The 24,086-nt window shown below is 72.4% G+C and carries 28 protein-coding genes and 2 pseudogenes; 13 read left to right on the plus strand and 17 right to left on the minus strand.

Going from position 1 to position 24,086, the window contains the following annotated elements:
• The 4 genes and pseudogenes from D0D28_RS23230 to D0D28_RS23245 form a co-directional block, all read left to right on the plus strand.
• The coding region (locus D0D28_RS23230; RefSeq protein ID WP_240323319.1) for a sensor histidine kinase at positions 1 to 461 on the plus strand (461 nt) is incomplete at its 5' end.
• A complete protein-coding gene (locus tag D0D28_RS23235; protein WP_116112355.1) occupies positions 458 to 1,096 on the plus strand; it encodes a response regulator in 639 nt (212 codons plus the stop codon). The genes D0D28_RS23230 and D0D28_RS23235, both read left to right, overlap by 4 nt.
• Positions 1,097 to 1,217: 121 nt before the next feature.
• Positions 1,218 to 1,403 (plus strand): annotated as a pseudogene (locus D0D28_RS23240) (class I SAM-dependent methyltransferase); the annotation flags it as partial.
• Positions 1,404 to 1,537: 134 nt separating this feature from the next.
• Positions 1,538 to 2,311: a hypothetical protein gene (locus D0D28_RS23245; protein WP_162831162.1), complete on the plus strand. Its 774-nt coding sequence runs from the start codon at positions 1,538 to 1,540 to the stop codon at positions 2,309 to 2,311.
• A gap of 72 nt (positions 2,312 to 2,383) precedes the next feature.
• Here the strand turns inward: D0D28_RS23245 and D0D28_RS36945 are convergent, their stop codons facing one another.
• On the minus strand, positions 2,384 to 2,866 hold the full coding sequence (locus tag D0D28_RS36945) for an Lrp/AsnC family transcriptional regulator (protein ID WP_255407941.1): 483 nt from the start codon (positions 2,864 to 2,866) through the stop codon (positions 2,384 to 2,386).
• 114 nt (positions 2,867 to 2,980) lie between these two features.
• Between D0D28_RS36945 and D0D28_RS23255 the strand changes: the two genes are divergently transcribed.
• The 3 genes from D0D28_RS23255 to D0D28_RS23265 are packed head-to-tail and all read left to right on the plus strand — an operon-like array spanning position 2,981 to position 6,203.
• Positions 2,981 to 4,024, plus strand: a complete 1,044-nt coding sequence (locus D0D28_RS23255) for a thiamine pyrophosphate-dependent dehydrogenase E1 component subunit alpha (RefSeq protein ID WP_116112359.1) — start codon at positions 2,981 to 2,983, stop codon at positions 4,022 to 4,024.
• Entirely contained in the window at positions 4,021 to 5,007 is a 987-nt protein-coding gene (locus tag D0D28_RS23260) for an alpha-ketoacid dehydrogenase subunit beta (protein ID WP_116112362.1), read from the plus strand. The genes D0D28_RS23255 and D0D28_RS23260 overlap by 4 nt, the downstream gene beginning before the upstream one ends.
• Positions 5,004 to 6,203: a dihydrolipoamide acetyltransferase family protein gene (locus D0D28_RS23265; RefSeq protein WP_116112365.1), complete on the plus strand. Its 1,200-nt coding sequence runs from the start codon at positions 5,004 to 5,006 to the stop codon at positions 6,201 to 6,203. Before D0D28_RS23260 ends, D0D28_RS23265 begins: the two co-directional genes overlap by 4 nt.
• 36 nt (positions 6,204 to 6,239) lie before the next feature.
• Here D0D28_RS23265 and D0D28_RS37705 read toward each other — a convergent pair.
• The 4 genes and pseudogenes from D0D28_RS37705 to D0D28_RS23280 form a co-directional block, all read right to left on the minus strand.
• Positions 6,240 to 6,374: pseudogene (locus D0D28_RS37705) on the minus strand (IS481 family transposase); the annotation flags it as partial.
• Positions 6,375 to 6,604: 230 nt separating this feature from the next.
• On the minus strand, positions 6,605 to 7,882 hold the full coding sequence (locus tag D0D28_RS23270; protein ID WP_116112368.1) for a DUF1479 domain-containing protein: 1,278 nt from the start codon (positions 7,880 to 7,882) through the stop codon (positions 6,605 to 6,607).
• A gap of 44 nt (positions 7,883 to 7,926) precedes the next feature.
• A complete protein-coding gene (locus D0D28_RS23275; protein WP_094007605.1) occupies positions 7,927 to 9,042 on the minus strand; it encodes an ROK family transcriptional regulator in 1,116 nt (371 codons plus the stop codon).
• A 97-nt stretch (positions 9,043 to 9,139) separates the two neighbouring features.
• Complete coding sequence (locus D0D28_RS23280) at positions 9,140 to 10,147, minus strand: AraC family transcriptional regulator (RefSeq protein WP_094007606.1); 1,008 nt, start codon at positions 10,145 to 10,147, stop codon at positions 9,140 to 9,142.
• A 142-nt stretch (positions 10,148 to 10,289) separates the two neighbouring features.
• Here D0D28_RS23280 and D0D28_RS23285 point away from each other — a divergent pair, with 142 nt between their 5' ends.
• From D0D28_RS23285 to D0D28_RS23305, 5 genes are read left to right on the plus strand one after another with little or no spacing between them, the layout of a single operon-like run.
• Positions 10,290 to 11,480 (plus strand): lipid-transfer protein, encoded by a 1,191-nt coding sequence (locus D0D28_RS23285; protein WP_116112370.1) that lies wholly within the window; start codon positions 10,290 to 10,292, stop codon positions 11,478 to 11,480.
• Positions 11,481 to 11,499: 19 nt separating this feature from the next.
• Positions 11,500 to 11,934: a type II toxin-antitoxin system Rv0910 family toxin gene (locus D0D28_RS23290; RefSeq protein ID WP_094007608.1), complete on the plus strand. Its 435-nt coding sequence runs from the start codon at positions 11,500 to 11,502 to the stop codon at positions 11,932 to 11,934.
• The gene (locus D0D28_RS23295) at positions 11,934 to 12,776 is read left to right on the plus strand and encodes a MaoC/PaaZ C-terminal domain-containing protein (RefSeq protein ID WP_116112372.1); all 843 of its coding nucleotides are present in this window, start codon (positions 11,934 to 11,936) and stop codon (positions 12,774 to 12,776) included. Before D0D28_RS23290 ends, D0D28_RS23295 begins: the two co-directional genes overlap by 1 nt.
• A gap of 2 nt (positions 12,777 to 12,778) precedes the next feature.
• Positions 12,779 to 13,660: an SDR family oxidoreductase gene (locus tag D0D28_RS23300; RefSeq protein ID WP_116112374.1), complete on the plus strand. Its 882-nt coding sequence runs from the start codon at positions 12,779 to 12,781 to the stop codon at positions 13,658 to 13,660.
• The gene (locus tag D0D28_RS23305) at positions 13,657 to 14,874 is read left to right on the plus strand and encodes an acyl-CoA dehydrogenase family protein (protein WP_094007632.1); all 1,218 of its coding nucleotides are present in this window, start codon (positions 13,657 to 13,659) and stop codon (positions 14,872 to 14,874) included. Before D0D28_RS23300 ends, D0D28_RS23305 begins: the two co-directional genes overlap by 4 nt.
• Here D0D28_RS23305 and D0D28_RS23310 read toward each other — a convergent pair.
• From D0D28_RS23310 to xsc, 4 genes are all read right to left on the minus strand, one after another.
• Entirely contained in the window at positions 14,811 to 15,422 is a 612-nt protein-coding gene (locus D0D28_RS23310; RefSeq protein WP_116102034.1) for an MFS transporter, read from the minus strand. The two genes, D0D28_RS23305 and D0D28_RS23310, sit on opposite strands and share 64 nt — an antisense overlap.
• Positions 15,423 to 15,456: 34 nt before the next feature.
• On the minus strand, positions 15,457 to 15,975 hold the full coding sequence (locus D0D28_RS23315) for an IclR family transcriptional regulator (protein ID WP_240323320.1): 519 nt from the start codon (positions 15,973 to 15,975) through the stop codon (positions 15,457 to 15,459).
• A 90-nt stretch (positions 15,976 to 16,065) separates the two neighbouring features.
• Entirely contained in the window at positions 16,066 to 17,076 is a 1,011-nt protein-coding gene (locus D0D28_RS23320) for a phosphotransacetylase (protein WP_116112376.1), read from the minus strand.
• Positions 17,073 to 18,701, minus strand: coding sequence for a sulfoacetaldehyde acetyltransferase (xsc, locus tag D0D28_RS23325; protein ID WP_240323321.1), 1,629 nt, complete (start codon positions 18,699 to 18,701; stop codon positions 17,073 to 17,075). Before xsc ends, D0D28_RS23320 begins: the two co-directional genes overlap by 4 nt.
• A gap of 219 nt (positions 18,702 to 18,920) precedes the next feature.
• Between xsc and D0D28_RS23330 the strand changes: the two genes are divergently transcribed.
• Entirely contained in the window at positions 18,921 to 19,877 is a 957-nt protein-coding gene (locus tag D0D28_RS23330; protein ID WP_198958327.1) for an acyl-CoA desaturase, read from the plus strand.
• A 6-nt stretch (positions 19,878 to 19,883) separates the two neighbouring features.
• Here D0D28_RS23330 and D0D28_RS36950 read toward each other — a convergent pair whose 3' ends face one another.
• From D0D28_RS36950 to D0D28_RS23365, 8 genes are all read right to left on the minus strand, one after another.
• Positions 19,884 to 20,312: a lipopolysaccharide assembly protein LapA domain-containing protein gene (locus tag D0D28_RS36950; protein WP_233157426.1), complete on the minus strand. Its 429-nt coding sequence runs from the start codon at positions 20,310 to 20,312 to the stop codon at positions 19,884 to 19,886.
• Between the two features lie 119 nt (positions 20,313 to 20,431).
• Positions 20,432 to 21,004: an alkaline shock response membrane anchor protein AmaP gene (locus tag D0D28_RS23340; protein ID WP_116112381.1), complete on the minus strand. Its 573-nt coding sequence runs from the start codon at positions 21,002 to 21,004 to the stop codon at positions 20,432 to 20,434.
• A complete protein-coding gene (locus D0D28_RS23345) occupies positions 21,001 to 21,537 on the minus strand; it encodes a DUF6286 domain-containing protein (protein ID WP_116112383.1) in 537 nt (178 codons plus the stop codon). The genes D0D28_RS23340 and D0D28_RS23345 overlap by 4 nt, the downstream gene beginning before the upstream one ends.
• On the minus strand, positions 21,534 to 21,935 hold the full coding sequence (locus D0D28_RS23350; protein WP_094007616.1) for an Asp23/Gls24 family envelope stress response protein: 402 nt from the start codon (positions 21,933 to 21,935) through the stop codon (positions 21,534 to 21,536). Before D0D28_RS23350 ends, D0D28_RS23345 begins: the two co-directional genes overlap by 4 nt.
• A gap of 2 nt (positions 21,936 to 21,937) precedes the next feature.
• Positions 21,938 to 22,114 carry a hypothetical protein gene (locus tag D0D28_RS36255; protein ID WP_094007617.1) on the minus strand — a complete coding sequence of 59 codons (177 nt, stop codon included), beginning with the start codon at positions 22,112 to 22,114 and terminating at the stop codon, positions 21,938 to 21,940.
• The gene (locus D0D28_RS23355) at positions 22,111 to 22,431 is read right to left on the minus strand and encodes a hypothetical protein (protein WP_116112386.1); all 321 of its coding nucleotides are present in this window, start codon (positions 22,429 to 22,431) and stop codon (positions 22,111 to 22,113) included. The genes D0D28_RS36255 and D0D28_RS23355 overlap by 4 nt, the downstream gene beginning before the upstream one ends.
• Positions 22,428 to 22,889: an Asp23/Gls24 family envelope stress response protein gene (locus D0D28_RS23360; RefSeq protein ID WP_094007619.1), complete on the minus strand. Its 462-nt coding sequence runs from the start codon at positions 22,887 to 22,889 to the stop codon at positions 22,428 to 22,430. The genes D0D28_RS23355 and D0D28_RS23360 overlap by 4 nt, the downstream gene beginning before the upstream one ends.
• Positions 22,890 to 23,219: 330 nt before the next feature.
• Entirely contained in the window at positions 23,220 to 24,035 is an 816-nt protein-coding gene (locus D0D28_RS23365) for a class I SAM-dependent methyltransferase (RefSeq protein WP_116112389.1), read from the minus strand.
• Positions 24,036 to 24,086 lie beyond the last annotated feature (51 nt).

A 24,086-nucleotide genomic window follows, 5' to 3' on the forward strand; every position in this document is an offset into this window, starting at 1 on the left:
CCCTCACCCCGCCCGCCCTGGACAGCAACACCTTGGCCGGCGCGCTGGAGCGCCTGTGCGCCACCACCAGCGCCCGGCACCGGCTCACCGCACGCTTCCGCCTCACCGGCGACCCGGCGCCGCTGCCGACCGCGCACGAGGTCGCCCTGCTGCGCATCGCCCAGTCCGCCCTGTCCAACACCGTCCGCCACGCCGGCGCCACCACCGCCGACGTCACTCTCGGCTATCTCGGTGACCACGTCGTCCTCGACGTCGTCGACGACGGGACCGGCTTCGACCCCGGCCGGGTACCCGAGCCCGACCCCGACCGGGGCGGCTTCGGGCTGCCCGCCATGCGCGCCCGCATGCACGCCCTCGGCGGCGCCCTCACCATCGAATCCGCCCCCGGCCAGGGCACCGCACTGGCCGCGCGGCTCCCGCTGAACCCGGCCGGCGACACCGAACGCGAGGGCCGCCCGTGACCGGCCGGCCGATCCGGCTGCTCCTGGCCGACGACCACCCGGTGGTGCGCGCCGGGCTGCGCGCCGTGCTGGAGACCGAACCCGGCCTCACCATCGTGGCCGAAGCCGCCACCGCGGAGGACGCCGTCGTCCGCGCCCGGCACGGCGACATCGACGTCGTCCTCATGGACCTGCAGTTCGGCAACGGAATGGGCGGCGCCGAGGCCACCGCGGCGATCACCGCCCGGCCGGACGCCCCCCGCGTGCTGATCGTCACCACCTACGACTCCGATGCCGACACCCTGCCCGCCATCGAGGCCGGCGCCACCGGCTACCTCCTCAAGGACGCCCCGCCCGAGGACCTGGCCGCCGCCGTCCGCACCGCCGCCGCCGGGCGCACCACGCTGGCCCCCGCCGTCGCCGACCGCCTCATGAACCGGCTCCGCACCCCCGCCACCGCCCTGACCCGGCGGGAGACCGAGGTCCTCGCACTGGTCGCCGAGGGCCTGTCCAACCAGGCCATCGGCCGGCGGCTCCACCTCACCGAGGGCACCGTGAAATCCCACCTGGCCCGCATCTACACCAAACTCGGCGTCGACTCCCGCACCGCCGCCGTCGCCACCGCCACCGAACTCGGCCTCATCCGGAGGCGGTAGCGCCGGATGTCACTACGCTGACCCGAGCATCGCCAGGGACGACGGAGACACCTGGGACCTGGCCTCCAGCGCGCGGAAAGTTCGCTCATCGACGATCCGTTCGCCGAACCGCTCGTCCGGGCTGGGCGCGGCGCCCACCGCCGACCGGAGAGTGGCCCCGGCCGATCTGCGCGACGACTGGCCCACCGCTCTGCGCACCGCCGGAGTCGATCCGGCCCGGCCGGCCGCGTGGAGCGCCGAAGGCCTGCCGGGCTACCTGCCGCCCGAGGCGCAGGACCGCCTCCTGGACACGATCACCGAACTCTCGCGTTCCCGAAGGGCGGAGCTCCATGGATGCGATCGCGGTGCAGCGTGTGGCTGGTCCGCGGCGGAACAACCCGCTGTGGCAGGTTCCGGTCCGAACCCGCCCCGCCACGCGCGGGCCCGCGATACCGTCGCCCGGTGGGCAGCTCTGCGAGGGGTTCCGAGGTCGTCCGGTTCCGCACCAAGCGGCGGTTCCTCACCACACCCGCCCTGGGCGCCTGGTTGCTGCTCTGCGCCGGCGCCGGGGTTCTCGCCATGGTGGTGAGTCCCTGGGCCGGCGCCGCGCTCCCGGTCGCGGCGATGGCCGGCCGGGCCGTGTTCGTCGTCGCGGTACCGCCCCGCGGCGGGCGCCGGGTGTACGAGGTCACGCCTGCCGAGCTGGTCGTCCACGCCGGGGGTGAGCGCCTGGCGATCCCGTGGCGCGACGTCGAGTACGTGGTCCACCGGCCCGTCGCCAAGACCCACGACGGCGGGACCGTCACCACCCACTGGGAGCACATCGAGCTGTTCCTGACCAGCCGGCGCGTCTCCCGGATCACGGGCCTGGGGCGCCGGCGGGTCTTCGGACGCGGGCACCGTGACGACCGGCGGATCCTCATCCACGGCGTGCACCGGCAGGGTGCCCTGTCGAAGCTGGTGATCGAGCGGTGCCGGGACCGCATCGTGCGCCGGCTGCGGACCGCCCTCGACCGCGGGCGCGAGGTGGAGTACGGGGACTTCCGACTCGACGGCGAGGGCGTGCGCGCCCCCGCCGGCTTCCTGCCCTGGCGGACCGCTTGGCGGATCCGGCACCACCACACCGCGGAGGGCACCAACCTGGTGCTCACCACGCCGGACGGGCAGGTCCTCGGCGGGTGGGTGCCGGAACGCACCACCGCCGAGGAACTGCTGCGAGCACGAGCCGACGCGTGAATGCCGCGGATCGCCGCCGTGGTTCCGTTCGGCATCGCGCCGGCCAGCGGAGGTTCGTCCCCCGGCCGCTGGTCAGTGGTTGTCGATGTCTTCGAAGATCAGCGTGGTGCGGGTGCCGAGCACGCCGGGGATGTCGTGCAACTGGCCGAGCACCACCTGCCGCAGGTGCTGGTTGTCCGTGGCGCGCACCAGCAGCATCACGTCGGCGTCGCCGCCGACCAGGGCCATGTGCTCCACCTCGGGGATGCGACGCAGGTGCTCGGTCAGGTGCCGCCACGAGTTCTGCCGCACGGTGAGCGTCACGTAGGCCGAGGTCGCCAGGCCGGCCTTCGCCGGGTCGACCTTCACCGTGAAGCCGGTCAGCACGCCGCTGTCCCGCAGCCGCTCCAGCCGGCTGTAGGCGTTCGCGCGGGAGATGTTCACCCGCTCCGCGAGGACGCGCACCGACATGCGCCCGTCGGCGGTCAGCTCGCGCACGATCCGCTGATCGACCTCGTCGAGGGCGGGCGCCAATCGTCCAGGACCGCGCGTCCCCGTGGCCTCCCGGCTGGACACATCGTTCACGCTTTCCACCCTCGCAATCCATTCGTCTTGGCTTGGTGCGGTCCTCTGTTCATGAGTTCTCCATGAAAGCAGAATCGGGTCACTCTGTCTTTCCCGGAGGTGTGCATGACCGAGGCAGTCCGCCTCCTGAACCCCGACGGCACGGTGCATCCCGACGCCCGCTACGCGATGCCGGACCGCGCGGAGCTGCGCGCCCGCTACCGCTCCCTCGTGCTGGGCCGCCGCCTCAACGAGCAGGCCGGCGCGCTCGTCCGCCAGGGCAAGCTGGCGGTCTACCCGTCGTCACACGGGCAGGAGGCGTGCCAGGTCGCGGCGGCCGCGGTGCTGCGCCCGGGCGACTGGCTCTTCCCCACCTACCGGGACACCGTCGCCGCGGTGGAGCGCGGCGTCGACCCGGTCGAGGTCCTGATGATGCTGCGCGGCGACTGGCATTGCGGCTACGACCCCACCGCCCACCGCGTCGCGCCGCAGTCGACGCCCCTGGCGACCCAGCTGCTGCACGCCGTCGGCGTCGCGCACGCCGCCACGCTCAAGGGCGAGGACACGGTGGTGATGGCGCTGTGCGGCGACGGCGCCACGAGCGAGGGCGATTTCCACGAGGCCCTCAACTTCGCCGCGGTCTTCCGCGCCCCCGTCGTCTTCCTGGTGCAGAACAACAAGTACGCGATCTCCGTCCCCTTGGCACGTCAGTCGGTCGCGCCCTCCTTGGCGGACAAGGGGATCGGCTACGGCGTCCCCGCCGTGCTGGTCGACGGCAACGACGTCGCGGCGCTGCTGGCGGTGCTCGGCGAAGCCGTCACACGTGCCGCGACCGGCGGCGGCCCGACCCTCGTCGAGGCCGACACCTACCGCATCGAGGCGCACACCAACGCCGACGACGCCACCCGCTACCGCGACGAATCCGAGGTCGAGGAATGGCGGACCCGGGACCCGCTGACCCGGTTGCGCACCTACCTCGGCCTGACCGGCGAGGAGTTCCGGGACGAGGCCGAGGAACTGGCCGCCCGCCTGCGCACCGGCCTGTCCGCCGAGGGCGCGCCCGATCCGGCCGAGCTGTTCGCGCACGTCCACGCCACGCCGACCCCGCAGCTGACCGCGCAGGCAGACCTGCTGCAGGCCGAGCTGGAAGCCGAGGAGGAGCCGGCATGACCGCGACCAAGGTGACGATGGCGCAGGCCATCAACACCGCACTGCGCGACGCGATGACCGAGGACCCCTCGGTCGTCGTGTTCGGCGAGGACGTCGGCCCGCTCGGCGGCGTCTTCCGGGTGACCGACGGGCTCACCGGCGCCTTCGGCGAGCAGCGCTGTTTCGACACGCCACTGGCCGAGTCGGGCATCGCCGGCATGGCGATCGGGATGGCCATGAACGGCTTCCGCCCGGTGGTCGAGATGCAGTTCGACGCCTTCGCCTACCCGGCGTTCGAACAGATCACCAGCCACCTGGCGAAGATGGGCAACCGCACCCGCGGCCGCGTCCGGCTGCCGGTGGTCGTGCGGGTCCCCTACGCCGGGGGCATCGGCGGGGTCGAGCACCACTGCGACTCCTCCGAGGCCTACTACGCGCACACCCCGGGCCTCACCGTCGTCGCGCCCGCCACGAACGAAGACGCCTACGGCCTGCTCCGCGAAGCCATCGCGAGCCCGGACCCGGTGATCTTCCTCGAACCGAAGAGGCACTACTTCACCCGCGAGGAGGTCGACTTCGCGCGGGCGGTTCCCCCGATCGGCCGCGCGGTCGTGCGCGGCCCGGGCCGGGACGCCACCCTCATCGCCTACGGCCCGTCCGTCCCGGTCGCGCTCGCCGCCGCCGGCCAGGCCGCCACCGAAGGCCGCGACCTCGCCGTGGTCGACGTGCGCTCGATCGTGCCGTTCGACGACGAGACGGTCACCAGGGCCGTCGCCGCCACCGGCCGGGCGGTCGTCGTCGCCGAGGCGCCGGGCTTCGCCTCCGTCGCGGCCGAAATCGCCGCGCGGGTGAGCGAGCAGTGCTTCCCCTACCTGGAGGCGCCGGTCCGCCGCGTCACCGGCTTCGACATCCCTTACCCGCCACCGAAACTCGAACACCACCACCTGCCCTCGGTGAACCGGATCCTGGACGCCGTCGACGAGCTGAACTGGGACGCCGCATGAGCGACACGTTCACCCTGCCCGACCTCGGCGAAGGGCTCACCGAAGCCCAGCTGGTGCGCTGGCTGGTCGCGGTCGGCGACACCATCGCCGTCGACGCGCCGGTCGCCGAGGTCGAGACCGCCAAGGCCGTGGTCGAGGTGCCCTCGCCCTACGGCGGGGTCGTCACCGAGCTGCACGGCGAGCCCGGCGGCACGGTGCTGGTCGGCGCACCGCTGATCACGGTGACCGCGGACCAGCCCGCGGCCGCCGCTTACCGCGAGGAAGAGCGGGCGGGCTCCGGCAACGTCCTCATCGGTTACGGCACCAGCACCGCGGCCAACGGCCGTCGGAGGCGCCGCAGGCCCGCCGGCACCCGGACCGTGGTGCTCGACCGGCCGCGCACCCAGTCACCGATCGTGCGGAAGCTGGCCCGGGAACGCGGCCTGAACCTGGCCACGCTCACCGGGAGCGGACCGGACGGGCTGATCACCCGCGCCGACGTGGAACGCGCCGCGGCCCCCTCGGCGGGCGACGACCCACGCACCGGCCTGGGGATCCGCGAACGGGTGCCGATGACGGGGATCCGCAAGGCGATCGCCACCACCCTGAGCCGCAGCCGCCGCGAGATCCCCGAGGCGACCACCTGGGTCGACGTCGACGCCAGCGCTCTGGTGGAGCTGCGTGAATCGCTGGCGGGCGCGGGGATCCTGGCGTTGCTCGCGCGGTTCGTGGTCGCCGGGCTGGCCCGCTTCCCCGAGCTGAACGCGCGGGTGGACGAGGGCGAGATCGTGCAGTTCGACGGCGTCAACCTGGGCATCGCCACGCAGGCCGGACGCGGGCTGGTGGTGCCCGCGGTCAGGCGGGCCGACCGGATGAGCGCCCGCGAACTGGACGCCGAGATCCGCCGCGTGGTCACGGCGGCCCGCGACGGCGCGGTGCCGGAACCGGTGGCGGGAACGTTCACGCTCAACAACTACGGCTCGTTCGGCGTGGACGGCAGCGCGGCGATCATCAACCACCCGGAGGTCGCGATCCTCGGCGTGGGCCGGATCCTGCCGAAACCGTGGGTCGTCGACGGCCAGGTCGTGCCCCGGCACCTGACCCAGCTGTCGCTGGTGTTCGACCACCGCGTGTGCGACGGCGGCACCGCGGCCGGATTCCTCCGGTTCGTCGCCGACGCCGTGGAAAACCCGCTGTCCGCGCTCGCCGATCTCTAGGCCCCGCGCCGCGATGCGGCCAGGTGTACTTGGCCATCAGGTTGGTGGCAGTCGGCTGGTGGGTGGGTGGCCGCCGAGTGCGTTGTGGCGGCGTTGGGTGTTGTAGTGCTCGAGCACGTGCCGGAGTGACCAGCGATAGGCCCAAGCGTTGCCGGTCATCCGGGGATGCCGCGACGGGCGAAGGAGGCGATCGCTCGGGCTGGTTTCCCGCTGGGCGCGGCCGAGCGCGATATGAGCCTGCGGCCACCCGCGTGCTATCGCTGGACGATCAGCAACCTGCACAGAAACGTGGTGCGGGCATTACGGCGGGACACGGGAGCCTCCGGTCGAGCGTGGTCCTAGACAAGCCACACCCCAACCGGAGGCTCTCCCCAAAGGGCGTCACCTACGTGTTCGCCGCGTCAGTCGAGGCCGAGGCCCCGGCGTCCGGTGTCGTTCAGCTGCTCGACGGTGAAGCGGCCTTCCCAGTCGCGCTCGTAGTGTTCGGCCGGGAAGTCCGCTGGGCTCGATCCGGTGCGGAACGCTTCGCGCACGCTGGCCGCGTACTCCTCGTTGCGGGGGCACCACGGGGCGGCCGGGATGTACATGACGTTGCCCCAGCCCTGCTGGTCGGCGACCGGCGCGACGCTGTGGATCACGTCGCAGTGCCACCACACCGAGTCGCCGGCCCGCACGTCCGGGATGCCGGACAGTGCCTCCATCAGGTCGGCGTGCCACTTGTGCCCGGCCGGGAAGACCTGGTTGACGGTGACGCCGCACATGTCGTCTTCGGGCACGTCGGTCAGCAGGGGACGCAGCATCAGGTACGCCATGGCCTCCGGGATCGGCACGGCGTGCAGGACGCCCTGGTCGTGGTCCATGTCGGACAGTGCGGTCCAGCCCTGGAAGGTGCGGAACGCCGAGCACATCGTCGAGCCGGGGTACTGCGGGCCCGCGGTGCGGTGCGCCGCGTCCCACGGGTCGTACTCCTCGACCGTGCCGTCGAACAGGTGGCGGAACGCCTTCTGGTAGGCGCTGGTCATCCACAGGTCGAGGGTGCCCGGATCGCTGTGCGTGCCCAGGCCCGCCGAATCGGCGCCCGGCGGGCGGCGGCGGATGCGGTCCGGGTACAGCGCGTGGCGGTCCGGATCGAACCACCGCACCCCGCCGGATTGGTGCCGCCAGAACGAGTTCAGGAACGCCTGCACGGTCGCCATCCGGTCGCTCTGCCGGGCCTGCATCTGCGCCGGCGACCAGTAGATCGGGTAGATCTCGGGTTTCGAGCCGACACTGCCGAAGAAGTCGTCGCCGGGCCCCCGGTAGTTCTCGAAGAACCGGTTCCGTTCGACGTAGTCCACGATGCCGGCGTCCCAGGCGAGGGCCTGCTCGCGGTCGAAGTGCCCGCGGACGACGAGGCACCCTCGTCGTTTCACGAGGTCCCGCTGTTCGTCGCGGACGGTGCCGTGCGCGATGTCGGCGTAGTCGAGGACGGGCCAGACCGCCTTGCCCTGCCGGCGGTCGGAGCCGATCTCGGCGACCCGCTCGGCGATGCGCCGCTCGACGACGGCGAACACCTCCTCCACGGAGCGGCCCGACGCCGCGATGCGCGCCCGCAGCGCCGACTTGATCTCGCGGATCGCTCCGGGAAGGTCCTCGGGCACGCTCTCCCAGTGGGGCAGTTCCGTTGCGGCGGCCGGCATTCCAGCAGGGTAGCGAGCGCTCCACTTTTAGGCAAGAGTCCTAACTAAAACTGGCTTCGCGTGGCGATCCAGCTGCGCAACTCCCCCAGCGCGTGCGACCGCGCTCCGGCCAACGCCGGTTCGGCGACGACCTCCGCCGCCCGCACCGGCACACGCCGGGGCAGGCTGCGAACGCGCTCCTCGATCGCCCCGAGGAGGGCGGGCTCGGTTCCCCACTCGCCGCCGAGCACGACGACCTCCGGATCGCACACCGCGAGCAGGGCCGACAGGACTCCGCCGATCGCGGCGGCGAGCGCGTCCAGCGTCTCGCCGGGCAGCGCCCGGGACAGGGCTTCCACGTCGATCGCCGCCGAGCCCGGCCGGCGCAACCCGAGCACGCGGAACACCTCGGTGAACGCGACCGCGCGGCCGTCCGGGCCGTGGGTGACGAGGTGCGCGATCTCCCCGGCCAGCCCGGACGCCCCGCGGCGGACCTCGCCATCGCTGACCACCGCGCAGCCCAGCCCCGCGCCCAGGTGCAGGTAGGCGAAATCGTCGAGCCCCTGGGCCGCGCCGGACGCTCGTTCCGCCCGCGCCGCCCAGTTGACATCGTTGTCCACCCGCAGCGAGCCGGCGATCAGCGGCCCCACCTGCTCGGCCGGCGACAGCTCACCGATGAGGAACGGCGCGTCCGGCAGGTGCACCAGGCGCCCCGTCCGCCGGTCCACCGGGTCGGCGGCGCTCACCGCCCCCACCAGCAACGGGCCAGGCAGGTCCGCGCGCACCCGGTTCACGACTCGGCGCAACGCCACCGCCACCTGCCGGGGCGTGGCCGGCCGCGACACCGCGTGCCGCGCCCGCGCGAGGACTTCGCCATGACAGTCCACGCCCTCGGCCACCACACCCTCCGGCGCGATGCCGACGACGAGCGCCGCACCGACGTCGTCGGCGAGGGCGTAGTAGGACCCCACGCGTCCACGGCCGGACGTTCGCTCACCGGTATCACGCAGCACACCCGACTCGGCCAGCCGGCGCACGCTCTCCGAGACCGTGGGCTTCGAGATCCCCGTGACCTTCGCCAGCTCGGCGCGTGTCAGCCGGCGGTGCTCCATGAGCGCGCGCAGCACGTGCTCGTCGGTCAGGCTGCGGAGCAGCTCCAGCGAAGGCTTGGCCGTGGTCACGGCACCAGTTTAGTTAGGAGACCTTTCTTTGGCGCGAGACCGGTCACACGCGGACGGCCCGCTCCCGCGACCCGGCCGGACGTCCTCGCGCGCCTGGCTAGCTCGTCTCCCGGAGGCGGGCCCGGTAGCGGGCCGGCGCCTCCCCCGTCCACCGGTGGAACGCCCGCGTGAACGCGCTCGTCTCGGAGAATCCCAGCCGCGTCGCGATGGACGCTATCGGGTCGTCCGTTGTCCGCAGCGCCGTCTCGGCCGTCTTCGCCAGGACCTCGTCGCGGATTTCGCGTAGGGAACTGCCCTCCTGACGCAACTGCCGGCGCAGCGTGGGCACGCTCGTCGTCAGCGCCGCCGCCAGCTCCTCCGCCGTGACGATGTGCCGCCGCGCCAGGCCGCGCTCGATCAGCTGCCGCACCCGGCGGGCCAGCGGGAGCGTGCCGGGCTCGCTCGCCAGCCACTCGCCGGGCGCGCGGGCCACGTAGTCGACCACCGACTGCTCGTCGTGCGCGATCGGGCTCGCCAGCGCGCTCGCGGGGAGGATCAGCGCCGGGAATTCCCCGGCGCCGTACCGGATTTCCTCGCCCAGCAACAACGCGATGTCCGCGCTGTTGGGCGGTTCCGGGAACGGGAATTCGACCCGCACCTTCGGGGTGGCGCGCCCGATGGCCCAGCCGATGATCCGGTCCGCGATCGCCGCCACCATCACCGTCAGCAGGGGACCCGCGCCGGGCGGCACGTGCAACCGGAGCGCGTGATCCCTCCCGCACGGCTCCAGCTCGAGATCGGGGAACCCGGCCAGCGGCTTGACGAGCATCGCGAGCCGGTCGATGCCCTCGCGCAGGGTCGGCACGCCCGCCATGGCGTGGGACAGGATGTGCAACGTCCCGCGCGGCACCGGGGCGGCCCCGAGACCGAACAGCTCGTCGCCGGTCATGCGCCGCAGGGCGACCGCCAGCCGGACCGCCTGCTCGGCCGTCACCCGCAGGTCGTGCGGGCGGGTGCGGATCGGCGACAGGCCCGCTTCGACCAGCAGCCGCGGCAGGTCGATGCCCCGCTCGACGGCCAGTTCGACCGCCGCGACCGCGAACGACGCCGGGATCCGGTACGCCACCCCACCCTCCTTCCCGCGATCGTTCGAGTCAAGACGACCGTGATCGGTTCGGTCAAGTCCTTGCTCGCGAGGGTCAACGCGCGGCGCCCGGCAAAAGTTACCGTCGGGTCGGCAGGCAAGTGCCGAACCGGAGGAACCCAGGATGAGCCGGAAGGTCTACGTCATCGGTGTCGGGATGACGAAATTCGAAAAACCCGGCCGTCGCGAGGGGTGGGACTACCCCGAGATGGCCAGAGAGTCCGGCACGAACGCGTTGCGGGACGCCGGAATCCCCTACGACCTCGTCGAGCAGGCTTACGTCGGCTACGTCTACGGCGAATCGACTTCCGGGCAGCGCGCGGTGTACGAGCTGGGCATGACCGGCGTGCCGGTGGTCAACGTCAACAACAACTGCTCCACCGGGTCGACCGCGTTGTACCTCGCCGCGCAGGCGATCCGCGGCGGGCTGGCGCGCTGCACGCTCGCGCTCGGGTTCGAGAAGATGCAGCCGGGTTCGCTCGGCGCGATGTACGACGACCGCGAACAGCCGATGACCAGGCACATCCAGGCGCTCGCCGAGATCTCCGAGGTGCTGTTCCCGCCCGCGCCGTGGATGTTCGGCGCCGCCGGGCGCGAGCACATGCGGCGGTACGGCACCACCGCCGAGCACTTCGCGAAGATCGGCTACAAGAACCACAAGCACTCGGTCCACAACCCGTACTCGCAGTTCCGCGACGAGTACTCGCTCGACGACATCCTCGGTTCGCGGACGATCTACGACCCGCTGACGAAACTCCAGTGCTCGCCGACCTCGGACGGCTCCGGCGCGGCCATCCTGGCCGGCGAGGACTTCGTCGACGAGCACGGCCTCGCCGGTCAGGCCGTCGAGATCGTCGGGCAGGCCATGACCACGGACTTCGCGTCCACTTTCGACGGTACCGCGAAGAACATCGTCGGCTACGACATGAACGTCCGCGCCGCGCGGTCGGTCTACGACCAGTCCGGGCTCGGCCCCGGGGACTTCCAGGTCATCGAGCTGCACGACTGCTTCTCCGCCAACGAACTGCTGCTCTACGAGGCGCTGGGCCTGTGCGGCGAGGGCGAGGCCGCGCAGCTGATCGACGACGAGCAGACCACCTACGGCGGCAAGTGGGTCGTCAACCCCTCGGGCGGCCTGATCTCCAAGGGACACCCGCTCGGCGCGACCGGTCTCGCGCAGTGCGCCGAGCTGACCTGGCAGCTGCGCGGCACCGCGGACCGGCGGCAGGTCGAAGGCGTCACCGCGGCGCTGCAGCACAACATCGGACTCGGCGGCGCCGCCGTCGTCACCGCCTACCAGCGCGCCGAGCGCTGACCCCACGAGGAGGACAACCATGGGCAGCATCCACGTTTCCGCCGAACTCCCGGCCGCGCCGGAGAAGGTGTGGCAGACCTTTTCCCAGCCGGACAGGTTCGAGCAGTGGCTGACCATCCACACCAGGTGGAAGGGCGACGTGCCGGCCGAGTGGCGCCAGGGCTCCCAGGTCAGCGAGGTCGTGACCATGCTGGGGATGGCCAACACGATCACCTGGACCGTCGAGGAGTACGACGCGCCGAAGAAGCTGGAGATCTCCGGCACCGGCATGGCCGGGGTCAAGGTGCGGTTCACGCTCTCGGTCGAGCCCGCGGGCGCCGGCGGGAGCACCGCCACCATCGACGCCGAGTTCACCGGCGCGATGATCGTCGGCGCGCTGGGCAAGGCCGTGGAGAAGGACGCGCGCAAGAACCTCACCGAATCCCTGGACAAGCTCAAGGACCTGGTCGCCTGATGCCGGAGAACTTCGATCCGGCCGGGCTCGGCGTCTGGACCGGCGCGGTCCGGCACACGGTGACCCGCGACGCGGTGATCGGCTACGCCAAGGCCACCAACGACCCGATCGAGGCGCACCTGGCCGGTGACGTGGCCCCGCCGGTGTACGCGATCGTCCCGGTCTTCCCGTCGCTGATGGAACCGGCGCTGGAGGTCGTGCCGCTGCGCCTGCTCGGCAGGATCCTGCACGGCGAGCAGGACTTCGTGTTCCACCGCCCGATCCGGCCCGGTGACGAACTGGTCGCCAGGGGCCGGATGACCGGCTGGAAGGGCGGGCAGAGCGGAACCGCCGCCTGCGTGTACCTGGAAACCCGGGACACGGACGGCGAACTGGTCAACGAGCAGCGCGTGACGTTCTTCGTGCGTGGGTTCGACACCGGCGACCGCCGGGGCGAACTGGCGCCGGAGCACGTCTTCGACGAGTCGTTGCGGCGGCGGGCACCGGTCGCCACGGTCACCCAGCACATCGACGACGACCAGCCGCTGCGGTACGGGCCCGCCGCCGGTGACCCGATGCCCATCCACCTGGACGAGGACGTCGCCAGGGCAGCCGGCCTGCCGGGGATCATCGCCCACGGCCTGTGCACGATGGCGTTCACGTCGTGGGCGCTGCTCACCGAGCTCGCCGGCTCCGACGTGCGGCGGCTGCGGCGGCTCGCGGTCCGCTTCGCGAAACCGGTGCTGCCGGGCCAGGACATCACGACCACGGTGTGGCGCAGGGACGCCACCACCTACGCCTTCGAGACCACCGCCGGTGACGACGTCGTCGTCAAGGACGGCCTCGCGGAAATCAGGGAGTAGCCATGGGAACGCTGGACGGGCGCGTCGCGGGCATCACCGGCGCCGGCCGGGGCATCGGCCGCGAGCACGCGCTGCTGTTCGCCGCGGAGGGCGCCCGCGTCGTGGTCAACGACCTCGGCGGCGCCAACGACGGCACCGGGTCCGACGCCGGGCCCGCGCAGGCGGTGGTGGACGAGATCCGCGCCGCGGGGGGCACCGCCGTGGCGAACACCGGCAACGTGGCGGACTGGTCGGGGGCGGAGAAGCTGGTCGCCCAGGCGGTCGCCGAGTTCGGCCGGCTCGACGTGCTGGTGAACAACGCCGGCATCCTGCGTGACGCGTTCATCGCCGGGCTCGGCGAAGCCCAGTGGGACGCCGTGATCTCCGTGCACCTCAAGGGACACGCGGCGATGCTCCACCACGCGGCGGCGCACTGGAAGCAGCGCGCCAAGGACGGCGACCGGCCGGACGCGGCGGTGATCAACACGGCGTCGGCGTCGGGGTTGACCGTGCCGAACGCGGGCCAGGCCAACTACGGCGCGGCGAAGGCGGGCATCGCCGCGCTGACCCTCGTCGCGGCGGAGGAGCTGGAGCGCTACGGCGTGCGGGTCAACGCGATCGCGCCGATCGCCCGGACGCGGCTCACGCTGGCCACCCCCGGCATGGGCGCGATCTTCGCCGCGGAGGCCGGCGAGGGCGAGGCCGATCTGTTGTCCCCGGCCAACATCGCGCCGCTGGTGGCGTACCTGGCGCGGGCGGGGTGCCCGTTCACCGGCGAGGTCTTCGCGGTGCAGGGCGGGTCGATCCAGCGGCTGCGGGGCTGGACGGCGGCCCAGACCGCCGAACACGACGGCATGTGGTCGGTCGAGGCGGTCGCGGAGAAGATCGGCGGGTGGTCCGCGTGAGCGGCTGGAGCGAAACGGAACTGCTGATCCGCGACAGCGTCCGCGCCTGGGTGGACAAGGAGGTCCGCCCGCACACCGCCGAACTCGAAACCGGTGCAGTGCCGCCGTACGCGATCATCCGCAAGTTCTGGGCCGACTTCGGGGTGGGTGCGATGGCCTCGGACGCGCTCGGGAAGTTCCTGGGCGAGCGGAAGTCCTCCGGCGGCGGGGGTGGCGCGTTCGCGGGCCAGGCGGGCCTGCCGCTGATCGTGGCGAGCGAGCTGGCCGGGGTGAGTCTCGGGATGCTCGTCTCGATCGGCGTGAGCCTCGGGCTGACGGCCCAGACGATCCTGGCGAAGGGCACGCCGGAGCAGAAGCGGCGCTGGCTGCCCAGGCTGGTCACGTTCGAGGACGTCGGCGCGTGGGCGATCACCGAGCCCGGCTCGGGTTCGGACGCGTTCGGCGGCATGCAGACCACGGCGCGCCGCGACGGCGACGGGTACGTCCTCAACGGGCAGAAGACGTTCATCACCAACGGCCCGTTCGCGGACGTGCTGGTGGTGTTCGCGAAACTGGACACCGGCGAGGGCATCCCGGTGCGCGACCGCCCGGTGCTGACGTTCGTGCTGGAGAAGGACGATCCCGGCCTGACCCGCGGCAAGCCGTTCCGGAAGATGGGCATCATGTCCTCGCCGACCGGCGAGCTGTTCTTCGACGACGTGCGCCTCGGCCGGGACCGCCTGCTGGGCGGCGCGGAACCCGTCGCGGGCGCGGACGCCAAGACCGAGGTCAAGACCGGTTTCACGCTGGAGCGCGTCGGCGTCGGCGCGCTCGCCCTCGGCATCATCAACGAGTGCCACCGGCTGAGCGTCGAGTACGCGAAGACGCGGATGGCGTGGGGCCAGGAAATCGGTCGCTACCAGCTGGTCCAGCTGAAGCTGGCGAAGATGGAGATCGCGCGGATCAACGTGGAGAACATGGTCCTGTCGGCGGTGGCGGGCCTGCGTGAGGGCAGGACCCCGTCGCTGGCGGAGGCGTCGGCGATCAAGCTCTACGCCTCCGAAGCCGCGACCGACGTGGCGATGGAGGCGGTCCAGCTCTTCGGCGGGAACGGGTACATGGCCGAGTACCGGGTGGAGCAGCTGGCGCGGGACGCGAAGTCGCTGATGATCTACGCGGGCAGCAACGAGATCCAGGTGACCCACATCGCGAAGGGGCTGCTCGCGCGGGGATGACCGGGGCGCGGACGGGGGACGGGCGGTGGGTGTGGTGCGCACCCACCGCCCGTCCCCCGCCGGTCAGGGTTTACCGGGCGGACGCCCACCGCGCGTGCCGGGGCGCGGACGTCGTCGGTGAACATGTCGCGCCGGCGGATGGCCAGCGTGCACGCCACGCTGATCGCGGTGGTCACCGCGAGGTAGGCGAGCACACCGTTCGTGCCGATGCGGTCGGACACCCTGCCGAAGATCGGGATGAACACGACCATCACGACCGCGGCGATCATCACCGCCTGCAGCAAGGGCTGCCGATCCAGGTCCAGGGTCCCGCTGCCGTAGGAGATCACGAACACGGCCCAGGCGTTGAACGCCACGCCTTCGGTCAGCCTGCTGCCCATGCCGAGCAGCAGGTGCCGCCGCGAGATCCGGTCGCGGACCAGTTCGCGCGCCGGGACGGTCGATTCGCCCTCCTGCTCGGCCATCTTCCGGAACGCGGGCGTCTCCACGATCTTCACGCGGATGAGGAGGCCGACGACGACGAGCACCGCCGACAGCAGGAAGGCGATGCGCCAGCCCCAGGCGAGGAACGCGTGTGGGTGGTCAGCGCGGGCAGCTGCTCGGGCAGGCCCGCCAGGTACGCCTCGACGTCGAGCGAGTGCGCGAGGATCGCCTTGCCGGAAGCGGTGGTGTACAAGGGGAACGGGGCCCCGGGGTGCTGTTCGAACCGCAACGGGAGGGTGGACTGGACTGGGCCCGCAGCAGCACCACGGACTCGCGGCCGTCGCGGATCGCGATGTTGACCGACTCCTCGGTCTCCTCGTTGACCTGCCGGATCACCGGCAGCGCCCGCTCCAGGCCGTGGACGCGCTGCGCGGCCTGGCCGAGCAGGATCGCCCCCGGGCCCAGGTGGTAGCAGTCGGTGTGCGGGTTGTGCGTGACCAGGCCGTCCACGCTGAGCGCGCCGACGACGCGGTGCGTGGTGCCCGGCGTGAGGTCGAGACGCCGGGCGATGACGGACAGGGACAGCTCCCCGCCCTCGTCCCGGAGCAGCCGCAGCACCGCCAGCGCGCGCCGGATGGCCTGCGTTCCGGCTGGCGGCTGGGCTCCTGTGTGGTTCACGGGCTTCCGTCGTCGTGGCGATCTCCTGACCGGGTCAGGTTACCAGTCCAGCGGGCGGGCACCGACCGCTCGGGAAACCGCCGTCACCAGCTAGGACGTGTCACCGCCGGTCAGCGCGGTTCTGCTTCGCGTCGCCTGGACTGCGGTGAGCAGCGCGGTCGCCCGGACGTCGGCCGCGCTGCAGCCGCGGGACAGGTCGTTGACCGGCGCGGCGAGTCCTTGCAGGATCGGGCCGAACGCGCGGGCGCGGCCGAGCCGTTCGGCGATCTTGTAGCCGATGTTGCCGGCGTCGAGGTTCGGGAAGACGAGCACGTTGGCCCGGCCCGCGACCTGGGAGCCGGGTGCCTTGCGCAGCCCGACACTCGACTCGACCGCGGTGTCGAACTGCAGCTCGCCGTCCACCTGACAGCCCGGGTCGCGCTCGCGCAGCAGGGCGGTGGCGCGGCGGACGCGCTCGACGCGTTCGTGCGTGGCGCTGCCGAGCGTGGAGAACGACAGCATCGCGATCACCGGCTCCTCCCCCGTCAGCGTCCGGTGGGTGCGCGCCGAGGCCAGCGCGATCTCGGCCAGTTCCCCGGCCGACGGGTCGGGCACCACGGCGCAGTCGGCGAAGGTCAGGCACCGCCCGTCGGGCAGGACGAGCAGGAAGCAGCTGCTCAACGTCGCGCTGTCCGGGACGAGCCCGACGTAGCGCAGGCACGCCCGCAGCACGTCGGCGGTCGGCCGGTTCGCGCCCGCGACACACGCGTCGAACGCTCCGGTGGCGACGCCCGCGACGGCGGTGCTGACGGGGTCGGCCAGCGCGTCCGGGATCCGGCCGGGCTTCTTCGCCAGACGGGTCGTGATGAGACCGCGGACCGCCGCGTCGGCGGCGAGATCCCGGGTGTCCACGATGGACTCACCCGGGAGCCGGACTCCGGTGTGGTGGCAGGCCCGGCGGATCGACGCCGGATCGCCGACGAGCCGGGGCGCGACGCCGTCTTCGTCGTGCAGCAGCGCCGCCGCCTGGACGACGCGGGGGTCGTCGCCGTCGGCCAGCGCCACCGTGGGCCGGGTGCCGGCCAGCACCTCGCGCCATCGGTCGTGCAGGGGAAAGGTCACGCGGCACCACTTTCGTGAGGACGGCGTGCCGGGCGCACCGGTTTGCGCCGCGCGTCGCGGCGGAACGGGTCACCCGGCTCGGGCGAGCACAGGACCTCGAGGACCGTGGTGCGGCCGGAGGTCATCTGCGCGTCGACCGCCGTGCGCAGCGCGGGACCGACCTCGTCGAGCGCATCGACCACGATGCCGTCGGCGCCCATCGCCCGCGCGGTCCCGGCGCCCCGCGGCCGGCGGTGGAACACCACGGCGGTGACCGGGATGCCGTGGCGCACCGCGGTCGCGACCTCGGCCATGCTGCTCCCCCACGCGCCGTCCCCGGCGTAGGCGATCGCGGGCCGCTCGGGACGCGCGACCTTGGCCCCGATGATCCTCGGCAGCGCGTGCCCGCAGTTGCCGAAGCTCATCGGCGGGAAGAAGCTGCGCGGCTCCTCGAAGCGCAGGTAGCTGTGCGCGACGGAGTTGATGGTGCCGATGCCGGTGGACACCATCGCGCGCCCGGGCATCGCCTTCGCCAGCTCGCGGAGGACCTGGCGGGGATGCAGCCGGTTGTGCTCCTGCTTCTCCGGGGTCCAGGCGCTGAGCTGCCGTTCCCACATCGCCTTTTCCTCGCGGATCCGGCCGGCACGCCGGCCTCGGGTCGCGTCGCAGGCGAGCGTCCGCGGGCGCAGCCGCTGCGTCAGCGCGGCCGCCGCCTCCCTGGCGTCACCGCGGATGCCGACGTCGATCTTCTTGACCAGGCCCAGCATCGTGTGGTCGGCGTCGACCTGGATGATCTTCGCGTTCCCGGGCCAGTAGTCCATCCCGTGCTGCGGCAGCGTGCCGAACGGGCCGAGCCGGGTGCCGAGCGCGAGGACGACGTCCGCCTCGGCGATGAGCCGCATGGCGGCCGTCGAGCCCTGGTAGCCGAGCGGGCCGCACCACTGCGGGTGGCTCGCCGGGAACGAGTCGTCGTGCTGGTAGCTGTTCACCACCGGCGCGCCGAGCCGCTCGGCGAGTTCGCGGCATTCCGCGATGCCGCCGGAGAACACGACACCGCCGCCCGCGACGATCACCGGGAAGTCCGCCCGGGCGAGCAGGCCGGCCGCCTCGTCGAGGCCGCGGGTGTCACCCGGGCCGCGGCCGGGCCGTCGCGGCCGCGGGATCTCGGTCTCGATCTCGCCGGAGAAGTGGTCGCGTGGGATGCTGAGCTGCGCCGGCCCCATCTCGGACCTGGCGCGGTCGAATGCCCGCGCGGTCAGCTCCGCCATGCGGTTCGGGTGGTTCACGTGGGCCCGGTACTTGGTGAACTCCGGGAACATCGTCCCGGCCTCCGGGGTGATCACGACCACCGGGCTGTGCGCCCAGAACGCGGCCGCGATCGCCGTGACGCAGGTGCTGATGCCGTTCTGGCCGATGACCACGCCGGGGCGCCCACTGGCGCGGGCGTAGCCGTCGGCCATGTGCGCGGCGCCCAGCTCGTGCACGACCGGGATCAGCCGGATGCCGGCCGGCGCGAAGATCTCCCTCGCATCGGTGAACGCCGAGCCCGTGCTGCCGAAGATCTCGGTCACGCCGTGGGCCGCCAACGTCTCGACGAAGGCCTCCGCAGGGGTCATCTTCCGCGGCCCCGTTGCTCGCTCGCTCACAACCCACTCCCCTGCGCGTCACACAATGTGGAACGTGAGATTCCGGAATCTGGCTGAGATCGCACTGTAAGGGGCGCGACGCGGCCAAGTCAACGGGTTGTCTTCGAGTCCGAGACAATATGTACTGTTTTCCGAGATATCAGGGAGACTGTTTTCCGGCCGTCCTGCGCGGCAACCCCAGGGATGACCGAACCGCTTTGTCAGCCAAGGACGCGATCGATGACCTCAACCGTAGAGTCCCGGCGCACCGCCGAGCCGATGCTCGCCGGGGAGCAGACCCGCGCCCAGAACTTCCTGGTCAAGCTGTTCGCGATCGTGCCGCTCGTGGCGCTGCTCGCGGCGGTGCCCTTCGCCTGGGGCTGGGGCCTGGGCTGGACCGACGTCGGCCTGGCCGTCGGCTTCTACTTCCTCACCGGCCTCGGTGTGACGATCGGGTTCCACCGGTACTTCACGCACGGCGCCTTCAAGGCCAACCGCGGCCTGCGGATCGCGCTCGCCATCGCGGGCAGCATGGCCATGCAGGGCCCGGTGATCGGCTGGGTGGCCGACCACCGGCGGCACCACGCCTACGCCGACCGCGACGGCGATCCCCACTCGCCGTGGCGTTTCGGCACCACGCCCGCCGCGCTGGTCAAGGGCTTCTGGCACGCCCACATGGGGTGGCTGTTCCAGCGGGAACAGACCAATGCCCGCCGCTTCGCCCCGGACCTGCTGGCCGACCGCGACATCATCCGGATCAACCGCTGGTTCCCGGCGCTGACGGTCGTGACCCTGCTCGCCCCGGCGCTGCTCGGCGGGCTGATCACGCTGTCCTGGTGGGGCGCCGTCACCGCGTTCTTCTGGGCCGGCCTCGTGCGGGTGGCCCTCCTGCACCACGTGACCTGGTCGGTCAACTCGCTGTGCCACATGATCGGCGACCGGCCCTTCGCCGCGCGGGACAAGTCCGCGAACTTCTGGCCGCTGGCGATCGCCTCCATGGGCGAGTCCTGGCACAACTCCCACCACGCCGACCCCACCGGCGCCCGCCACGGCGTGCGCCGCGGCCAGCTGGACATGTCCGCCCGCCTGATCTGGGTGTTCGAGAAACTCGGCTGGGTCACCGACGTCCGCTGGCCGCGCGCAGATCGCCTGGCCCGCAAACTCAACCCCGGCTACGAAGCCTCACCGCGCCGCTGAGCCCGGTCACGGGCGGCGCCGGCGTGCGGTGTGCCGGAGCTGGAGGATGCGCGCGGAGCCGATCAGGGCGATCAGCAGAGCCCCGGCGACGGCGGCGAGAAGCATGGCCACACCGATGGGCAGGGTCCCGCCGGCGCCGAGGAACGTCAGCTCGGTGCGGGTGGGGTTCTGCAGGATGAAGATCAGCAGGACCACCAGGACGAGTACGGCGATGATCACCGCGACCCAGGTGCCGCTGATCCTGGTCCGCGCCACGCGGGTCTTCCGGGCGCGGGAGGCCGGCGCGGGTTCACCGGTGGTGGCCTGCGGTGCCGCCGGGCCGGCGACGACCGGGGCCGGCGGCGCCGCGTCGTGCTGGTTCTCCGGCTGAGGAAGCGGTGTGTCGGTGCCGTAGCGGGCGCGGGCGCGCCGAGCGCGGTCCAAGAGGTTCGACATGACGTGCCTCGTCTGTGGTCCCGGTGCGGGCTGGCACTACCGGATGTGGTGTCGTCGTGGCCGGATGTGTTCAGTCTACGCGCACAGCGGCGTCTGGCGTGCCCCCGATCCGCGGGGGTTCAGCGGACCGTTGTCGTCGTCGTGCCGGTGAAGCGGAATTCGACGGCCGTGGGTAGTTCTTGCAGGTCGAGGGCCTGACGCAGCCGGGGCAACGTCTCGGTGCTCAGCCGCTGCCGGATTTCGGTGGGGGACGCCCGCTGCTCGGCGTGGATGACGACCGTGAGGGCGGCGTCGTGCGGTGTGCCGGTCAGGACGGCGTCGGCGGCGGCCACGTCGGGGTAGGTTTCGATCTCCTCGGTGAAGGGTTCGACCGCGGTGGTGGTGGCCAGCTCGGTGCGCCCCCGGGCGGGGTCGTTCTCCAGGCGCCAGACGCGGCTGCGGGGCTTGCGGACCAGTTGTGCGGCGAGCCAGCGCAGGCACAGGAGCCCGACGAGGACGGCGACCGCGGTGATGACGTAGAGCGCCCAGGTGGGCGGCCTCCCGGTGCCGGGGACGACGGTGCCGGCCGGATCGACCACGGCTCGCCACCCGAAATGGGTGGCGAGGATGAGCCCGCCGGCGGCCGCCAGCAGCAGCCCGAGCAGTGCGAGCAGGCCACGGTTGAGCCGCCCGGGCGGGTTGGGAGCGCTCATTCCTGGCTCCTCGTGCTGAGCACCCGGACGCGCAGGGCGGGGCGCGTTGCCGGGGAGATGTCCTCGATCCGTCGTTCGAGTGCGGCACGCACGGCGTCGGCCAGTCCCTCGCCGCTCGCCCGGTCGGTCCGCACCTTGGCGGTGACGACGCGGCGGCGCACGGCGAGCTTGGCACCGCGCACACCGTCGACCGCTTCGACCGCCGCACGCAGGGTGGTCCGCAAACCCCGGCGGGACGCGCCCGAGTCGAGACCGCTGCCGTCGTCCTCGAGCGGCACGACCGTCGCCGCCCCGGGCAGGACCGCGGCCAGCAGCAACACCAGCCCGAACGCCGCGAGGACGCCCCCGGCGCCTGCGGCGCCCACGCTGTCCCACCGCGTCCGGTTCAGGGTGCCGGCCACCGCGTCGTAGCTGAGGAAGGGCTGATGCCCGGTCAGCATCTGAATCGCACACGTCGCGACCAGGACGGATGCCGCGAGGAGCACCAAGGCGGTCAGAGTCGCGGGAACGCTGCGGCGGGGACGGCGGATCATCGGACCCTCGCGGTGGTGGCGCGGCCGTGCAGAGCGGTCACCGTGATGTCGATCCGCGTCACCGCCAGGCCGGTCAGCTCGCCGACTCGCTCGATCAGGTGAGCCCGCACCTGTTCACAGGTCGCGGCGACCGGCACCGGGTAGGTGATCGACAGCCGGACCTCCAGGTCCACGGTCGCCCCGTCGACCCGGGCCCGGACGCCCGCGGCGCGGTCGGCCTCCTCGGCACCGACGGTGACGCCGAAGAGGCGGCGGGCCGAGCCGCCGACCGGGCCGACCTCGGTCGCCGCGCACGCGGCCAGGCGCTGGATCGCGCGCTCCGCGATGACGGTCCGGCCGCGCTCGCTCATCTCCTGCTCGCCGCGGTCGACGACCGGCGGCGAATCCGGCGCCGCCATGGTCAGCGACGATCGCGGCCGGTGAGCTGGGACAGATCGAGCTTGCCGTCCGCCACCCGGCCGGCCAGCAGACCGAGCGCGCCGAGGACGAGCACGACCAGGAAAGCGGTGAAACCGCCGAACGCGCCCGCGAGACCCAGCACGAGGCCGGACAGCAGGCCGAGAACCGTGAAATTCATGACTGGTCTTCCTTCACTGCGACTCGCGCGGGTGCCGCGGGCGCGGCCGCCGGCAACACGATGTCCATGACCGCCACCCGCACCGGACGGTCGACGGCTCCGACCGCGGCGCGCACCGCGGCGTCGATTTCGGCGACGGTCGCCGGATACCGGCTGACCACCCCGATGGTGATCTCGTCCGGCCGGATGCGGAGAACGGCGACGCGGCGGCCGGGCAGGTACGTCGCGATCTCGCCGTGGCCGCTGTCCAGATCCGCGATCACCGGCAGCGACCGCACCGCGGCGGCGATCCGATCGGCCGCGAAATCGGCGGTCACTGCAACCTGGTCTGCTCGGGCTCGGCCTCTTCGTCGGGCAGGTGCACGTCGTTGACGGCGATGTTGACCTCGACGACCTCCAGGCCGGTCATCCGCTCGATCGCCGTGATGACGTTGCGGCGGACGGAGCGCGCCAGGTCCACGATCGAGACGCCGTACTCCACGACCAGCTCGAGGTCCACGGCGGTCTGCCGCTCCCCCACCTCCACCGACACGCCTTGCCCGGCACTGGCCGACGCGCCGGGAATGCGCTCCCGGAGCGCACCGAACGCCCGCGCCGCGCCCCCGCCCAGGGCGTGCACGCCGGCGATCTCGCTGGCCGCCAGACCCGCGATCTTCTGCACGACCGCGTCGGCGATGGAGGTCGACCCTTGTTCGGTGACGAGCTGGCTCGGCGAGCCCGTGTTCCCGCCCGACGGCGAGTTCACCGATGCGTTCTGTACCGGCGGTGTTGTCATGGTGCGCTCCTTCGAGTCTGCGGGACGACGGGCCCGGCGCGGCGGATGCCGGTGCGGCTCCCCGCCTCAGGAGCTGGGTCCCCAGCACGCACTCGCGTACTTCGTTCCAGGGGTAGCCCACGGTTTCGGGAAACAAACGTCGTTCGTTCCCCATTTTCCGCAGCGCGGGGCCGTTGAGCAGGCTGTTCGTCGGGGCACTACTGACGGTGTCGCCGGTCCGCCACGGCGGTATCGAACGGGTGACCTACCGCCGGTGCCGCCGCCGCGGCGGCCGGCCGCATTGGTGTCCGCTGTGGACGGATCGGCTGAACGCCGGCCGGTCCGCGCCTGCTACTGCTTGGTCGCCCTCAGCGACAGCGACAACGGCACCTTCGGGTACTGCTCGGGCAGCCGGTACATGCCGTCGTCGTCCCGCTCCATTCCGGGGAAGTACGGCCAGGTCAGGCGGGTGTGTTCGTGGACCCAGTCGAGGCGGAGCCCGGCGGCGGCGAACGCGTTGAGCATGTCGGCCAGCGGGTGGATCCACTCGTGGCTCGCCAGCGCGGCGGCCTGGTCCCCGGTGTAGGTCGTGCCCGCGGGCTCGACGATCGGCCGCTCGGGGGGCGTGCGCCAGTCGTCGCGCACCGTCAGCCGCCCGTCGGCCAGTTCCAGGCACAGCATCATGGGGTGGCCGTCGGCGAAGTAGAGGGATCCGCCGGGTTTGAGCAGCGCGGCGACCACCCGCGCCCAGGCCGCCACGTCGTGCAGCCAGACGATCGTGCCCCAGGTCGTGTAGACGAGGTCGAAGTCACCGTCGAGGAGTTCCCGCGCGGCGTAGACGTCCCCTTCGACGAACCGGACGTCGGTGCCGGTCCGCCGCGCGAGCTCGCGGGCCTCCGCGATGGCGGGCGCGGAGAAGTCGATCCCGGTGACGCCGGCGCCACGCCTGGCCAGGCAGATGGAATCCATCCCGAAGTGGCACTGCAGGTGCGCGATCCGCAGCCCGCGCACGTCCCCGATCTCGGCGGCCTCGATCGGGAACAGCACGTCCTTGCCGGCGAGGAAAGCCTCGACCTGGTAGAAGCCCGACGCGTCGCGGCGGTGCACCGCCACGCGTTCGTCCCAGAGCTCGCGGTTCTTCCCGTAGGCGGTGCGCAGATCCGGCATTCGATTCCTTCCCCCGAAAGTTTCGTCGCTCCACGGTAGCGACCGGGGGCA

It is taken from the genome of Amycolatopsis ruanii (assembly GCF_003385175.1).
Taxonomy (GTDB): Bacteria; Actinomycetota; Actinomycetes; order Mycobacteriales; family Pseudonocardiaceae; genus Amycolatopsis_E; species Amycolatopsis_E thermalba.